At 63.6% G+C, this 13,938-nt stretch carries 15 protein-coding genes; 6 read left to right on the top strand and 9 right to left on the bottom strand.

The window, feature by feature from the left end; all coding sequences use genetic code 11:
- Nucleotides 1-24 precede the first annotated feature (24 nt).
- Nucleotides 25-768 (bottom strand): endonuclease/exonuclease/phosphatase family protein, encoded by a 744-nt coding sequence (locus tag RBB18_RS14090; RefSeq protein WP_103765032.1) that lies wholly within the window; start codon nucleotides 766-768, stop codon nucleotides 25-27.
- An 83-nt stretch (nucleotides 769-851) separates the two neighbouring features.
- Between RBB18_RS14090 and RBB18_RS14085 the strand changes: the two genes are divergently transcribed.
- Nucleotides 852-1,448: a YceI family protein gene (locus RBB18_RS14085; RefSeq protein WP_306111181.1), complete on the top strand. Its 597-nt coding sequence runs from the start codon at nucleotides 852-854 to the stop codon at nucleotides 1,446-1,448.
- 82 nt (nucleotides 1,449-1,530) lie between these two features.
- Here RBB18_RS14085 and RBB18_RS14080 read toward each other — a convergent pair whose 3' ends face one another.
- From RBB18_RS14080 to RBB18_RS14055, 6 genes are all read right to left on the bottom strand, one after another.
- Nucleotides 1,531-2,397 (bottom strand): sulfotransferase domain-containing protein, encoded by an 867-nt coding sequence (locus RBB18_RS14080; protein WP_274594593.1) that lies wholly within the window; start codon nucleotides 2,395-2,397, stop codon nucleotides 1,531-1,533.
- Nucleotides 2,390-3,223: a sulfotransferase domain-containing protein gene (locus tag RBB18_RS14075; RefSeq protein ID WP_306111180.1), complete on the bottom strand. Its 834-nt coding sequence runs from the start codon at nucleotides 3,221-3,223 to the stop codon at nucleotides 2,390-2,392. The genes RBB18_RS14080 and RBB18_RS14075 overlap by 8 nt, the downstream gene beginning before the upstream one ends.
- 104 nt (nucleotides 3,224-3,327) lie before the next feature.
- Nucleotides 3,328-4,440, bottom strand: a complete 1,113-nt coding sequence (locus RBB18_RS14070; RefSeq protein WP_306111179.1) for a porin — start codon at nucleotides 4,438-4,440, stop codon at nucleotides 3,328-3,330.
- A gap of 470 nt (nucleotides 4,441-4,910) precedes the next feature.
- Nucleotides 4,911-5,297, bottom strand: a complete 387-nt coding sequence (locus RBB18_RS14065) for a carboxymuconolactone decarboxylase family protein (protein WP_057793788.1) — start codon at nucleotides 5,295-5,297, stop codon at nucleotides 4,911-4,913.
- Nucleotides 5,298-5,312: 15 nt separating this feature from the next.
- Entirely contained in the window at nucleotides 5,313-6,158 is an 846-nt protein-coding gene (locus tag RBB18_RS14060; protein ID WP_274594590.1) for an ADP-ribosylglycohydrolase family protein, read from the bottom strand.
- A complete protein-coding gene (locus tag RBB18_RS14055) occupies nucleotides 6,155-7,375 on the bottom strand; it encodes a Coenzyme F420 hydrogenase/dehydrogenase, beta subunit C-terminal domain (protein ID WP_306111178.1) in 1,221 nt (406 codons plus the stop codon). The genes RBB18_RS14060 and RBB18_RS14055 overlap by 4 nt, the downstream gene beginning before the upstream one ends.
- 96 nt (nucleotides 7,376-7,471) lie before the next feature.
- Between RBB18_RS14055 and RBB18_RS14050 the strand changes: the two genes are divergently transcribed.
- From RBB18_RS14050 to RBB18_RS14035, 4 genes are all read left to right on the top strand, one after another.
- Nucleotides 7,472-7,756 (top strand): cupin domain-containing protein, encoded by a 285-nt coding sequence (locus tag RBB18_RS14050; protein ID WP_274594588.1) that lies wholly within the window; start codon nucleotides 7,472-7,474, stop codon nucleotides 7,754-7,756.
- 358 nt (nucleotides 7,757-8,114) lie between these two features.
- Nucleotides 8,115-9,551 (top strand): ammonium transporter, encoded by a 1,437-nt coding sequence (locus RBB18_RS14045; RefSeq protein ID WP_274594587.1) that lies wholly within the window; start codon nucleotides 8,115-8,117, stop codon nucleotides 9,549-9,551.
- Nucleotides 9,552-9,564: 13 nt separating this feature from the next.
- Nucleotides 9,565-9,795, top strand: coding sequence for a hypothetical protein (locus RBB18_RS14040; protein WP_103765018.1), 231 nt, complete (start codon nucleotides 9,565-9,567; stop codon nucleotides 9,793-9,795).
- A gap of 125 nt (nucleotides 9,796-9,920) precedes the next feature.
- Entirely contained in the window at nucleotides 9,921-10,823 is a 903-nt protein-coding gene (locus tag RBB18_RS14035) for a DMT family transporter (protein WP_306111177.1), read from the top strand.
- 24 nt (nucleotides 10,824-10,847) lie between these two features.
- Here the strand turns inward: RBB18_RS14035 and RBB18_RS14030 are convergent, their stop codons facing one another.
- The gene (locus RBB18_RS14030) at nucleotides 10,848-11,198 is read right to left on the bottom strand and encodes a hypothetical protein (RefSeq protein WP_306111176.1); all 351 of its coding nucleotides are present in this window, start codon (nucleotides 11,196-11,198) and stop codon (nucleotides 10,848-10,850) included.
- Between the two features lie 116 nt (nucleotides 11,199-11,314).
- Nucleotides 11,315-12,631 carry an FAD-binding oxidoreductase gene (locus RBB18_RS14025; RefSeq protein WP_306111175.1) on the bottom strand — a complete coding sequence of 439 codons (1,317 nt, stop codon included), beginning with the start codon at nucleotides 12,629-12,631 and terminating at the stop codon, nucleotides 11,315-11,317.
- Between the two features lie 579 nt (nucleotides 12,632-13,210).
- Here RBB18_RS14025 and RBB18_RS14020 point away from each other — a divergent pair.
- Nucleotides 13,211-13,938 (top strand): AMP-binding protein (locus tag RBB18_RS14020; RefSeq protein WP_306111174.1); only part of this gene is annotated, 728 nt, incomplete at its 3' end.

Below are 13,938 nucleotides of genomic sequence, written 5' to 3'. Positions count from 1 at the left end.
CACAAATCGTTCAACGCCGGAGGTTTAGCCCTGCCGCGGCAGACGCACGTCACCGCGTACCGGCAGGTGATCGGACGCCGCACGTACCGGGCCCGTGTCGACCACCTCGATATCCGACAGCGCCCCCGCCCTGTCCGTCAGGATCCGGTCCAGCGGCAACAATGGCCGGGTCGAGGGAAAGCTGCGCCGCGCCGGACCATGAAAGCGCCGCCCCAGAAGCCGCGCGTTGAACATCAGCCCGCCCCAGGGCCGCCATTCGTTGAAATCGCCCAGCAGGATCGTCTGCATCTCGGGCCTGCGGCGCAGGTATTGGCCGATAATGCGCATCTGCACCACCCGCAACGGCTGCGACAGCGACAGGTGCATCGACATGATCCGCACCGGCACCGCTTCCGCGCGCGCCTCAACCACCACCGCGCCGCGATGACAATGCCCCGGCAGGTCGATGACGTCGCGAAACCCGACCTCCAGACGGGGGGCCAGGAACAGGATCGTCCCCAGGAACCCGTCGCTCTGCGCACCCCAGCGCAGTTCGGGCCGCTCATGCTGCCAGATCAGACCGGTATCGGCTGAAATTCCCGCCACATCCAGGATACGCCCGTGCGGGCGGCACTCCGCGTCCGCCTCCTGCAACGCGAGCACATCCAGCCCCCCGGGCGCCAGCGCCGACGCGATGGCCGCACGCACCCGGCCGGGATCGACACGCCCATCGGTGCCCTTCGCACGGTGCACATTCCAGCTGGCACACCTCAGGCGCGGGCCGCTCATCGGCATTTCCATCTTGCTGGGCTCACCTGTTGCGTTACCTTTCCGTGATAACCTTTCATATTCTTTCAATGACAGGAGACCTCATGCGACTTCAATTCCCGACTTGCGCTTTGGCCGCGATCACGCTCGCCGCCGTTCCGGTCACCGCCCAAGCGGAAATGGCCCAGTACGAGCTCGATGCCAGCCACACTACCGTCTTTTTCACCGTCGACCATGTCGGCTATGCCAAAACCCTGGGCATCTTTCCCGGCGTCGAGGGCAGCTTCGACTACGACAGCGAAACCCGGGAACTGGGCGAGGTCAGCGTCACCATCGCCTCCACCAGTGTCGACACCTTTCACGAAGGCCGTAACGAGCATGTCCGCAAGGCGGATTTCCTCGACGTCTCCAACCACCCCGAGATCACCTTCACCGCAAATGGCGGCACCGCCACCTCCGACACCGAAGGCACCGTCGAGGGCGAATTGACGATCCTGGGCGAAACCCGCCCGGTGACGTTGAATGTCACGCTCAACAAGGCCGCCGAGTATCCGTTCGGCCACGAGCGTTTCGTATTGGGCCTGTCGATGCAGACCAGCATCCAGCGCAGCGAATTCGGCATGACCTACGGGGTCGAGAACGGCTTGGTGGGCGATACGGTCGACATCAGGATCGAAACCGAAGCGATGCGGATGGACTGACACGGCGGGCGGCCCAAAGGCCGCGAGCGCGAAATTTCGTTATCTGACATGGCGTTGCCACCCGCTCCTGATGCGGGCGGCGTCAGGCCGAGGCGGCGAATTGAGCTGTTTCGTCCATCATCTCGGGATACCAGCGTTCCAGCACCGGCGCGAAAGCCTCGCGGATACGGCCCACCTGCGCCGGCGTCAAATCGTCCTTCCACCCGCCGGCCTTGCCCTTGGCGAAGAAGCTTTTCATGCCCTCGGGCCGCTCCGTGAAACCGTGCTTTTCTTCCTGTTTCTTCATCGCCTCGAAACTGGTGGCCTTGATCGCCTTGGCCAACTTCGGCCGGTCCGGCTTGACGCTCAGGAAATCCAGCAACCGCTCCATGCTCTTGGCCGGCTTGTCCAGCAGGTCTTCGTACCGGATCAAATGCCGCGGCATTCCCGGCACCGTGGCCCACCGGTTTACGTGATCGTCCCAGCGCCCCAGCGCATCCAGAATGCCGCTTTCGGTGCCCATCACGTTGTCCGGGTCGCACATCTTCGCAATCGCCTCGTCCAGCGAAACGGAGGTATGCCGGGCAAAGGACGGCGCCACGTCGAACGGATTGCGCATGATGTAAAGCGCTCCCGCCGTGACCTCTGGCGGAATCAGGTCCACCGGGCCCACCCGGATCGGCGTGCAATGGGTCTTGACGAAATGCTTGCCCGGCTTGGCCCCCGCGATCATGTGCAGCGCCTTGGTGCGCACCTTCAGCCAATCGTCCACGCTCTTGCCCCGGAACGGCGCTCCGTTGGCGGCGTCAAAGAAATCCTGCCGAATATCGGCAGTGGTGAACTGGCGCAAGTTATTGATATCAGGCGCCATTCCCGGCGGCATGAAATAATGCGCCAAAAGGCTGCGCAGCCACGTATTGCCCGATTTCGGAAACGAGGCCAGCCAGATGATCCGTCTCAGGTCAGACACTGTAATACCCGTATTTCTTCATCATCCGCTTGTGGTCCCGCCGGACCTTCGCGACCAAAGCGGGATCCAGGTCATCCTTCCACTGCCCTGCCTGACCCTTGGCAAAAAACCGTTCGGAATGGCGCGACTTTTCCTGGAAGCCCGATTTGTCTTCCTGCTTTTTCAGCTCATCAAAACTGGCAAAGCGGACCGCGCGGTCCAGCCTGTCGGGGACCACCGGCACGCCCATGAACTCCAGCGTCTTGGCGAAATGCGTCTGTGGGTCGTCCAGCAGGTCCTCGTAGCGCAGCGCCAGAACCGGGAACGCACCGCCTTGCGTCCAGTCCTTGACGTGATCGCTCCAACTGCCCAGGAACTGCCAGGTGGTTGTCGCATCGGCCTGGTTGGCACTGTCTTTCCGGCCGATGGCCTCAACGGTTTCCTCGTGTGTCAAGCCGTAATGGCGCGCGTAGGACAAAACCATATCCAAAGGATTGCGCAGAATGTAGATCGCCTGCCTGGTATAGCGCGCCGGGATAAGCTCAACACCAAACGCCTTGTTGCGACAGTTGTGCGTTTTGACGAAATTCACATCCGCATTATTTGCCACGATCCCCTGGAGGACCCGATCACGCACGCGCAGCGTTGCTTCGGGATCGGTAATGTCAATCTTTCGGCCTGCCGCCGCCATGTATCGATTCGGCTTGGAATCCCCAAATCCAAAACGCTGGATCTGGTTGATTTCCAACGGTTTCTTCGCATCGGAAAGATAGTTGGCCAGGAAAATCCGCATCCACGTATTTCCGGATTTCGGGTAAGAGGCCAGCCAGACAATACTTCGTTTCATGTCCATCCTTCGAGGCACATCAAAAAGGGAACGGTGTCCCGTTCCCTAAAAGAAAACGGCGGGAGAGTACACTCCCCCGCCGTTCAAAGTCGTTCAAGCTAAGCTTAGAAGCTCAGGTTGATCGCGGTGCCGATTGCGGTACCGTCGATGTCTGCACCAGCTGCGTTCTGGGTTTGACCCTGAAGCAGGTAGGTGGTCCAGCTGACGCCCGGTCCCAGGTCCCGGTTGGCGGCGAGTTTGTAGTACTCGTATTCGCCGTCGGGTGCTGCGCCGTTGTCGACTTCACCGATGTAGGCTTCGAGGCCAAAGGTCCAGGGACCTGCGGCGTCGTATGCCACACCAACGCTGTAACCTTGTTGGTCACCAGTTGCAGCGCCGTTGTCGTTTTCAGCGTAGGATGCACCGAAGGTGAAGCCGCTGAAGCCGACTTGGAAGCCGACACCCCAGGTTTCGGGATCCGAAATACCTACAACGTTGCTGTCGCCGGTACCCCAACGGGCGGCCACAGTGATGTCGGTGGTGCCGAAGGACTGGCTGTAGTTCACACCAAGGTCGAAGATGTCGGTAACGGCAGTAGCAAGAGGACCGCCACGGTTAGCGAGGATGCCCGCAACGTTGCCGGTTGTGCCCGGAGCGTACGAAATACCTGCCGTGAAGCCGCTGAAGCTCGGCGTGTAGTAGGTGATCCGTGCGATGTCGTTGTTGCCTGCAACCTCAGTGTAGGAGGACAGAGCAGCCTGACGGAACGCGCCGGGTGCGCCGCCACCGGTCACGAACGGGATGAAGGCCGAAGCGGACGGCGAGTTGATCGCCATGGAGCCGACTTGCGGTGCGCCAACCATCATCTTGTAACCGGCCGAGTTTTCGTAACCGGCGTCGATGCGGCCAAACGTGTCGCTCGAGATCGACATGTACGATTCGTCGATTTGTGCGTTGCCCGAGTTCAGGGCTTCGAGCTGGACGTTCACGCCGAAGGTCATGCCGTTGTCCAGCGTGATGTTCGGGGTGAAGATGATTTCAGCGTTCGTGAACATCTGGATGCCGTCCAGATCACCGCCTGCACCGAACTGAGCAGCAAAGTTGCTGCCGCTGACTTCAGTGTAAGCCACGTGCTGTTGGAAGAAACCACCCCAATCCAGGTTCCAGTCCTGGGCCGAGGCAGGGGCAGCAGCGACGCCGAGGGCGATTGCGCTGGTGCAGAGAAGTTGCTTTTTCAAGGTTATCCCTCCTTAAAGCAGGAAAGTTACAAGTTCCACCGCCCCCGATCCAGGACACGGCTTGGGAGGATGAATGCTGTAAATGCCCCCTCACTGTCAACGAACCGCCCCCCTTGCGCCGTGTTGTTGGACGCTCTGTGACGTATTTCACACACAGATCTCCCACGGGCCGGGGCAATCGCGCTGAAAAACGAAATATCCCCCGGTTTTTAAGGGTTTCCTACAACCGCAGGCTGCGGTTTGCAGCGGGCGCACGGGCCCTGCCAGCACCTTCAGGCGACTCGCGTCGCGACGCGCAATGCGAGTCGTCGCGGGCCCGCGACATTTCCGTCACACTATTTTCAGGCAACCGGCCGTCCCATCCCCCGGCTGGCCCTGAGCGGGCGCGACGGTGACCAACGCCGCGCCATAACCCGACGGCACGTCCGGCACGACGCGCGGCTCCCGCGTTTGGATCGGCGGCTGCCCCGTCAGAGCCCGCGCTCCTCCAGCACCTTGCGCGCGTGACGGAAGCATTCCAGCCCCTGCGGCACCCCGCAGTAAATCGCCACAACGTGCACGATCGCCCGAATCTCTTCTTTCGTGACGCCGTTGTTCAGCGCGCCGCGGCAATGGATCTCGAACTCGTTCATCTTGCCCAGCGCCCCGATCATGCTCAGGTTCATCATGCTGCGCGTCTTGGCGTCGATCACCTCGTCGCCCCAGCCGAATCCCCAGCACCAGGCCGTCATCGCTTCCTGGAACGGGCGGGTGAACTCATCCGCCGCCGCCAGGTTCTTTTCCACGTATTCGGCCCCCAGCGTGGCCTTGCGCTGCTCCAGCCCTTTCAGGAACAGGTCTTCGTCGAACAGGCTCATGAGTTTTCCTCTCTATTAGATGTCGATCGGGCGCAGGGCATAAAGGTCCTCCGCCGCGGTCCTGATCTTGTCATGGTCGTATAGCCGGGCGCGCCATTCTTCGGGAATGCCGCCATATCCGTAAATGCGCCCGGCCAGCTGCCCCACCACGGCGCCCACCGTGTCAGCATCCCCGCCCAGGTTCACCCCGGCCAGAATCACGTCGCGAAACGTGTCGCCCTGCGTCAGCGCCCAGAAGGCCGCGTGCAACGTGTGCACCACGTAACCGCTGGCCTCCTCCGGCGGCGCCTCGGGGCGCGGCAAAAGACCGACATCCCCGGTCACAAGGAACTCCGCCATATTCGCCGCCGCTCTCTGGCAAAGGGGGCTGGCATGGGTCAGCCGGCTTTGCAGCTGCGCCACCGCCATGGCGCTTTCCTTTGATGCGCCATAGGCGATCACCACCGGCGCCAGCCGCATGAGTCCACCATTGCCGCTATATTCATCCTCAACCGGCCCGGCATAGGGGTTGCCGGTCTGCTGAAACCGGGTCAGCGCGGCGTCGGTCTGGTTGCCGATATCGAAACACACCCGCGTCGACGACAGGTACCCGTTGTCGCGCCAGTTCACGAAGCGCCTCATCGCATCCTCGGCGTCCCAGCCATTGGCCGAGCGCAACATCTGCGCCAGGCACATCGCCATCGAGGTGTCGTCGGTCCACTTGCCGGGCGCCAGGTTGAACGGCCCGCCGCCCACCATGTCCGAGATCGGCTCGAAACTTCCGCGCGCGCGGAACTCCAGCGTGGTGCCCACCGCGTCGCCCACGGCCAGCCCCACCAGCATCCCGATGGCCTCGTCTTCGCTAAAGGGTTTCTGCATCATATTTCGGGAACCTCGTCATCGAACCGGCCAATCCTGGCGCGGCGCAAGGCACCCGCCTCTTCATCCGGGTCCTTGGAATCCAGCGCCTCCAGTCTCAGGCCCGCGTGGGCATAAATGGGCCGCCCCGCCGCCGCCAATCCCCGCAACCGCGCGGCCATCGCCCGCTTGCGGTGCACCTGGTGCGGCTGAAACCCGTCATAGTCACGCGGCGCAAGATCGGCGCCGCACACAAGGTCTCCGGCCGCGACGGCGGCATCGAACAGCGCCTGGCCCTCGGCCGAACGCACGATCACGCCGTTGAACCCCTCGTCTTCCCCCTCGGGCTCGGCATCGGGCCAGATATCGGCCGCCGCCACATCCGCCGCCTCGCCGATCGCATCGGGGCACAGCTTGCAGCGGCTCTGGATGCGCCAGCCCGCCTCGTCCGCCCACATCTCATTATAGGTCTTCTCGAAATGCCGTCCGTCCCGCGTCTCGATCCGGGTCGGCCCCGGGTTGCCATGCCCGCGATAGCGAAAAAGCGTCAGGTCATCCTCCGCCACGCCCAACTCGTCCAGCACCACCTGCGACTTGCCCATGTCCGATGCCCCGCCGCAGACCATCACAAGGACGGCTACCAGCAGGCTGTCCAGCCGCGCATCCGCCTTGGCCCGGGCCCGCACAGCCCCCGCATCGCAGGGCTTGGCGATGATGGCAAAGGGCTCTCCCCGCGCCAGCGCCGCCTCCAGCCCTGCCAGCGTATCTGTCGGGCCATAGCGCGACCCGGCGCGTGCCGCGACCTGCTCGGGCGTCTCGGACATCACCCAGCGCGACCGCATCGGCCGCTCCGGGTCCGCGGCGCAATGCAGGACAAACGCGGCCTTGCCCGTGCGTAAAAGGTGCACGCCCAGCGCCGTCAGCACCCCGCCAGTCGCCGCGCGAAACCGGATGTCCGGGTCCCCGGCCCATGCCTCGCCCATATGCGTATAGCTGCCCCAGACCGGATCTGCCCGGTCACCTCGCGCCTGCGCCTCGGCAACCACGCCGGGACAGGCGGCCAGGATTTCCGCGTCGGCGTCCGGATCCTCGGCGGACACCGGCGCAGGCCGCAAGCGTCCGTGCCGGTTCATAACCATGACCCATCGCGTCGTGGCGAGCGCTTCACACAGACCGCAGCCGATGCACAGGCCGGACTCCACGACCTCGCTCACGCTCTTTGCCTGTCGTGCATCCGTCATCCCGTCTTCCTTTCGCTCGGGGCGTATCATATTGGTGACGGGGCCTGCCGCCACGCGCAAGCCCCCGTGTCCGGCTTCCAGTACAAGGGACGCTCCATGACCATGACCTGCACGGCAACCGTGCTCATCGACGACGCCCGTACCCGTGTCACCCGGTTCGACTTCGCCCCGGATCAGCAGACCGGCTGGCACATCCATGACCACGACTATGTCATCACCGCGATCACCGACTGCCACATGCGCCTTGAGGAGCCCGATGGACAGACGCGCGAGGTGACCGTGCCCGCCGGGACCGCCTATGCCCGCGCACAGGGCGTGGAACACAACGTCATCAACGCCGGCCCCGCCCTGATGAGCTTTGTCGAGGTGGAGCTCAAATGATTATGCAGCGCGCGGGCGCCCGATTCTTCGCAAGGCGATGGAATCCGACAAAACTTGACCCAAACACGACACCCGTCGGAGCGTCCGCCGTGCTCCGCTGTCCAGAGCCTTTGCTGCAACCCCGCGACAATTCGGCAGAATTTATTTCTTAGTGGGAATTTTTTATTCACTGAGTTAATTTATTATTGGCAAACAGCCTAACAATTAAGCATTCTGCCCTTATCCGGGCAGTCTCAAGGAAAGCTCCACCCGGACACCGGCCCCGCGCAAGAGCGGCCGGCAAATGAAAATAGGTGCACCCGGTCGGCGCCATCCTCCTGTCGCCTTACGGGTCGCACCACACTGGGAGGACAGTAAATTGGATACCGATATCGGTGCACTGACGGTGATCTTCACCGAGTTCTATTATTGGGTGACCGTGCCACTCATGTTCCTGATCCACGTGGGCTTCTGCATGTACGAGGTCGGCGCCAGCCGCCACAAGAACCACATGCATACCGTTATGAAGAACACCATGCTCATGCCGCTGGTGACCATCACCTTCTTCTTCTTCGGATGGTGGATCTACTTCGCCTTCCCCAACGGTCCCGGCATCACCGGCGGCATCACGCAATCCGACAATGCCGTGCCATGGTCCGAACTGATGGGCACCCATCTGGGCGGCCCCGGACCGGCGCTCGAAAGCGCGCAGGGCTACGGCGCCGAACTGGGCAACGGCTTCTGGAACCGCCTGAACGGTGTGTTCTGGGCGGCCTTCCTGCTGTTCAGCTGGACCGCGGCCTCGATCGTATCGGGCGCCACAATCGAACGCATCCGGCCCACCGCCTTCTGGATTTTGGCCGTGGTCATCGGCTCGGGCACATGGATCATCGACGCGGCCTGGGGCTGGCACCCCGACGGCTGGATGGTCACCCAGCTGGGCTATCACGATGCCTATGCCTCGGGCGTGATCCACGCCATTGCGGGTGGCTTTGCCCTCGGCGTGATCGTCGTGCTGGGACCGCGGATCGGCAAGTTCTCTCCCGACGGAACACCGCGCAACATCAACCCGCACAACAAGTGGCTGGTGACGATCGGGCTCTTCCTGATCTATTGCGGCTTCTGGGGCTTCTACGTGGCCTGCAACGTGCCGATCATCGACCATGGCACGCTGGGCGGTGCCGAAGGCGTGGTGAACTTCACGGCCACGACGATCTATCTCACCCCCACAACCCTGTCGGCCATCGTGTTCAACTTCCTGATGTCGCTGTCGGGCGGCCTGCTGGCAGGCTACGTGGTGTCCAAGGGCGAGGCGTTCTGGACATACTCGGCGGGCCTTGCCGGCGTTATTACCGCTTCCGCGGGCAACGACCTCTACCACCCGATCCAGGCGATGCTGATCGGCGCCGTGGGGGCGGCCTGCGCGTACAAACTTCACTTCTGGGTCGAGCGCCGCTTCAAGATCGACGATCCGGTGGGCGCGGTGGCCGTGCACGGCTATGCGGGCTTCATCGGCCTGGTGATCTGCGGCTTCATGCTCTGGGGCCATCCGGCGACGGCGGCCTATCATGAAACCGTCGCGGTCATCACGCCCTGGGGTCAGTTCGCAGGTGCGATCATCATGTTCGGCGTGCTGGGCTTTCTGCCCGCTTTCATCGTGTCCAAGATCCTGATGGGCATGGGCATGTTGCGCGTCCCGCCCGCGGTCGAACTCGTCGGGCTCGACATGTCCGAGGAGATCGCCGAGGAAATGGACGCCATAGAGGTGTCCGAAGCCGACATCGCCGAGGCCAAGCGCCTTGGCCTGCTGACTTGAGGAGGGTCACGAAATGTCAACGACAGCTGTAGAAACCTGGGCAGGCGCCGACCTGTCCCAGATCGGCCCGATCTATCCCATGGTCGGCACCGAGATGATACTCGTGATCGTCGGCCTCCTGTTCTGGTTGGCGTTCCACGTCCTGCAAGCCAGGATCGAACGCCGTGAACTCGACGCCGACGAGGCGGCGGCCCACAGTCAAGAACGCATAGCGCGGGTATTCGAGGACGAGGCGCGGGAGTAAGACCTCTTCCGCGCGCCTTGAACGCCGGTCTTCGGGCCGGCGTTCTTTGTTTCACGCCTCGGGGAATACCGGCCTTGCATCTGCCGCTATGGACACGCCTGCGGCCCTCTGCCACTGATCGCGCCATGACCGTCCAGACCCCCATGCCCGAAGACGTCCAGAACCGCTCGATCGGGCTTGCCGCGGCCCTGGGCCTGCTGGTGATCTGGTCGGGTTTCATCGTTTTTTCCCGCGCGGGCGTGCAGACGGCGCTAACCCCCGGCGACATCACCGCGCTGCGGTTCATGGTGACAGGGGTCCTGTTGGCGCCCTTCGCCTGGGCGTGGTGGCCCCGGCACCTCGGCCCGGTTCCAATCGTGCTGATCGTGCTCTGCGGGTCGGGGGCCCTTTACGCAATGCTGGTCTACATGGGCCTGCGCTACACGTCGGCGGCCTATGCCGGGGTTTTCACCAATGGGGCGCTGCCCTTCTTCACCGTGCTGCTGGTGACCGCCTTCACCGGCACCCTGCCCAACCGCCTGCAAATCGTCAGCCTGGTGATCGTGACCGTGGGCGCCGTGCTGGTCGCAGTCACAGGCCTGCGGTCCACCGGCGAGGGCGCGGCGCTCGGCATCGTGTTCTTCCTGACCGCCGCGGCGATCCAGTCGATCTATATCTTCGGCGTGCGCCGCTGGCGGCTCACCCCGCGACAGGCACTGGTGACGATCAACATTCCGAACGCCTTGGGCTTCCTGCCACTTTGGTACTTCTTCCTGCCCTCGGGTTTGGCGCAGGCCGAGACCGGCACGATCCTCTTCCAGGCCGCCTACCAGGGGCTTGGCCCCGGCCTCCTGGCCATGGTGTGCTTTGCGCTGGCAGCCAATCACCTTGGCCCCACGCACACCGCGGGCTTTTCCGCCGCAGTTCCGGCCTCGGCGGCCCTGCTCGCCATTCCGGTCCTGTCGGAAATCCCCGGCCCGCTGGAATGGACCGGCATCGCGCTGGTGACCATCGGCCTCCTGATGCTGGTGCGCGCCCGCGACACCTGAGTCGCGCAGCGCAGCCCCACCGTGTCAGGGACAGCCGAACGGTACGAAGGTGCTCGCCATTCCCTCGTTCACCGTCATCTTCAGAAGCGTCTCGGCCAACCGCCATTCCTCGTCGGTCATCGGACAGATTTCGGCCTTTGCGGTACAGCCTTCGTCGATGAAAACCTGATTCTCGGTCAGGAACTCCATCCGCAGCCCCTCTGACCCTTGCAAGCTGATCGCATCACGCACCGACACTTCGTAAAGGCTGCACTTCCGGGCCGTCCATCCACCGTCTTCCTGGTCCGTGGCCGCCGCCGCTCCTGTGCCGGCCACACCGATCGCGGCGGCCATTACCGTGACCGCACGACCAAAGGGCATCCCTCTGCTTTTCATCGATATTCTGCCCTGCCCACTTTTGCGGAAAGGCTACGCCTCCGGATCGAGTGAGGCTACTAGCGTATAGCCTGTACGGCGGAATTCCGCCGACGCCCAGGGCAGGTGCCGGGTCCCTACCCACGCCGTGCCTGCCATGCCTCCACCCGGTCGACCCAGTGGCGATAAACCACATCCGCCGCCTTCAGGAAATGCGGCTTGTCGAACAGGTGCAGCATATGCCGCGGCAGGTGCGTTTTCGCATAGGCCGTCTCGGACCGCGCGTCGCCTACCGCCAGCCATCCCGCCTTGGCCCCCAGGTAAGGCGCCATCACCGTGCCCGACCCGCTGAAGCCCATGGCGAAACTGATGCCGTCGCGCGCTCCCACATGCGGCATCTGCGCGAAACTGAACCCGGTATAGCCGCTCCAGACATGGCTCAGTTTGGCCTCGGCCAGTTCCGGCCAGACCTCCACCATCGTCTGCCTCTGCCGCTCCGCCGCGACCGCCAGCGGCACGTCCCGCATCGCGGCTCGTCCGCCGAACAGGATTCGCTTGCCGTCCGGCGAAATGCGGAAGTAACTGTGCCGCGCCCGCGTCTCGACCATCATCCGCCGCCCCGGCGCCAGGTGCCCGATCAGGTTCTCCGGCAATTCCTCGGTGGCGATGATGAAACTGGGCAGCGGGAACACCCGCTTCACGTGCCAGCCGAAAGGCCGCGTGGTATATCCATTGGTCGCCAACACCACCTTGTCGGCCCGGATGCGCCCCTTGGGCGTGCGCGCCACATGCCGGGTGCCGTCGCGCTCCATCGCCTCGACGCGGGCATGGCTGACCACCGGCACCCCGCGCCGCCGCACCGCCTCCAGCATTCCGCGATGATACTTCGCCGGATGCAGCGCGCCATGCTCGGGAAACAGGATACCGCCGTGATAAATCCCGGTGTCGATTTCGCGCCCCAGCCCCTCGCGCTCCAGCAGCTCGACCTTCACCCGGCTCTTGTCACGCACCTTTGCCGCCAGCCGCTTCTGTCCTTCGAAATGCGACGCCGTATAGGCCAGCTGTACGCGCCCGGTCTGCTGAAAGTCACAGTCGATCTTCTCGTGCTTGATGAACTCCCGCGCCCAGTCCAGCGCAGGGGCCGCCTCGGCCAAAAGCGCGTCCGCCACATCAGCTCCGAATGCTGCCGCCATCTTGTCCCAGCTCAGCCGCGGATGCGCGCCCACCATCCCGCCATTGCGGCTCGATGCGCCTTCTCCCGGCACGCCCGCCTCGACCACCGCGACCCTGGCACCGCTGTCATGGGCGGCAATCGCCGCCGACAACCCGGTGTAGCCCGCACCGATCACCAGCACGTCGCAATGCTTCGGCAAAGCGTCCTGCGTGGCCTCCGGCGCCACCGCCTCCCACCACCACGGGCGGCCCGGTTCCGCCTCTCCTGTCCACTGCGTCATGATCACGCTCCTGTTGCCGCGCCCAGATTGCCCGCACGCGGCCTGCGGTCAAGCCTCGTTGCCGACAGCGCGCACCCCATTGCCGAACGCGCCCGAAACCTCGGCGCACGACCTTCAGAAGCAGCAGCCCCGCCATCGGAACCCTGGTGCGCGACGGCCGCCCGGCCGTCAGGAACCCATCCTGGCGCTGGCCGCCACCTGCCTTGGCCTGAAACACGCGGTCTTCCGCCCCGCCGCGCCGCAGGACGCGTGATTCACCCCTCTGTCGGCACCGCTCCGTCGTTGCCCTGACAACATGTCACAGGCCCCCTTTGCGCCTGTCCCGGCCGCTTTCTGCACACACCGGCATACATTCGCCGAGAGTCGCGGAATACTAGAGCGCGGGAATCACTGGGAAATTTTTGCATTCGTAAATAACTTTACTAGCTGCCGGATGCGATGGGGAAAGTATTTACAAATAAAAGTCAATGATCCCAACGGCTAAGTGTAAAATTTTACTAAAGGTTTTATAACGCCGCCAATGCGCGAATTGATATATGCCTCGAAGTCGAGGACCATTCCGTGCGGAGGAGGAGACATATGACAAATCAACCGGAAACAGGTGCGTCCACGTACCCGCCCAGTGCCGATTTCGCGGCGAATGCCCATGTCGACGCGGCGAAGTACGACGAGATGTACGCCGCCTCGATCAAGGACCCCGAGGCCTTCTGGGGCGCGCAGGGCAAGCGCATCGACTGGATCAAGCCTTACTCGAAAGTGAAAGATGTCGATTACACCTACGGGAACGTCTCCATCAAGTGGTTCGAGGATGGCACGCTCAACGTCGCCGCCAACTGCATCGACCGCCACTTGAAGGACCGCGCCGACCAGACCGCCATCATCTGGGAACCCGACGACCCCTCCGAGGACGCCCAGCACATCACCTACCGCCAGCTGCATGCCGAGACCTGCAAGATGGCGAACGTGCTGAAAAACCTCGGCGTCGGAAAGGGCGACCGCGTCGTGCTCTACCTTCCGATGATCCCCGAGGCGGCCTATGCCATGCTCGCCTGCGCGCGCATCGGCGCCATCCATTCCATCGTCTTCGCCGGCTTTTCCCCCGACGCCCTTGGCGCGCGCGTCAACGGCTGCGACGCCAAGCTCGTCATCACCGCCGACACCGCCCCGCGCGGCGGCCGCGTGACCAAGCTCAAGGACAACGTCAACCAGGCGCTCCTGCACGACACCACGGACGTCAAATGCCTCGTCGTCAAGCGCACCGGCGATCCCATCGCCTGGCGCCGCGACCTCGACTTCTGGCTCCACGA

The organism is Roseovarius sp. MMSF_3298, from assembly GCF_030733705.1.
In the GTDB taxonomy this organism is placed as follows: domain Bacteria; phylum Pseudomonadota; class Alphaproteobacteria; order Rhodobacterales; family Rhodobacteraceae; genus Roseovarius; species Roseovarius confluentis.
Note: the sequence above shows the minus strand (reverse complement) of the source record. Positions and strands in the feature narration are given on the sequence as shown.

What these genes read in the sequence shown, in the direction of transcription:
- RBB18_RS14065 (WP_057793788.1), bottom strand. Translation starts at nt 5,297, where the DNA reads ATGAGCCTGTTCGACGAAGACCTGTTCCTGAAAGGGCTGGAGCAGCGC.
- RBB18_RS14090 (WP_103765032.1), bottom strand. Translation starts at nt 768, where the DNA reads ATGAGCGGCCCGCGCCTGAGGTGTGCCAGCTGGAATGTGCACCGTGCG.
- RBB18_RS14050 (WP_274594588.1), top strand. Translation starts at nt 7,472, where the DNA reads ATGACCATGACCTGCACGGCAACCGTGCTCATCGACGACGCCCGTACC.
- RBB18_RS14085 (WP_306111181.1), top strand. Translation starts at nt 852, where the DNA reads ATGCGACTTCAATTCCCGACTTGCGCTTTGGCCGCGATCACGCTCGCC.
- RBB18_RS14030 (WP_306111176.1), bottom strand. Translation starts at nt 11,198, where the DNA reads ATGAAAAGCAGAGGGATGCCCTTTGGTCGTGCGGTCACGGTAATGGCC.
- RBB18_RS14055 (WP_306111178.1), bottom strand. Translation starts at nt 7,375, where the DNA reads ATGACGGATGCACGACAGGCAAAGAGCGTGAGCGAGGTCGTGGAGTCC.
- RBB18_RS14060 (WP_274594590.1), bottom strand. Translation starts at nt 6,158, where the DNA reads ATGATGCAGAAACCCTTTAGCGAAGACGAGGCCATCGGGATGCTGGTG.
- RBB18_RS14035 (WP_306111177.1), top strand. Translation starts at nt 9,921, where the DNA reads ATGACCGTCCAGACCCCCATGCCCGAAGACGTCCAGAACCGCTCGATC.
- RBB18_RS14025 (WP_306111175.1), bottom strand. Translation starts at nt 12,631, where the DNA reads ATGACGCAGTGGACAGGAGAGGCGGAACCGGGCCGCCCGTGGTGGTGG.
- RBB18_RS14075 (WP_306111180.1), bottom strand. Translation starts at nt 3,223, where the DNA reads ATGAAACGAAGTATTGTCTGGCTGGCCTCTTACCCGAAATCCGGAAAT.
- RBB18_RS14040 (WP_103765018.1), top strand. Translation starts at nt 9,565, where the DNA reads ATGTCAACGACAGCTGTAGAAACCTGGGCAGGCGCCGACCTGTCCCAG.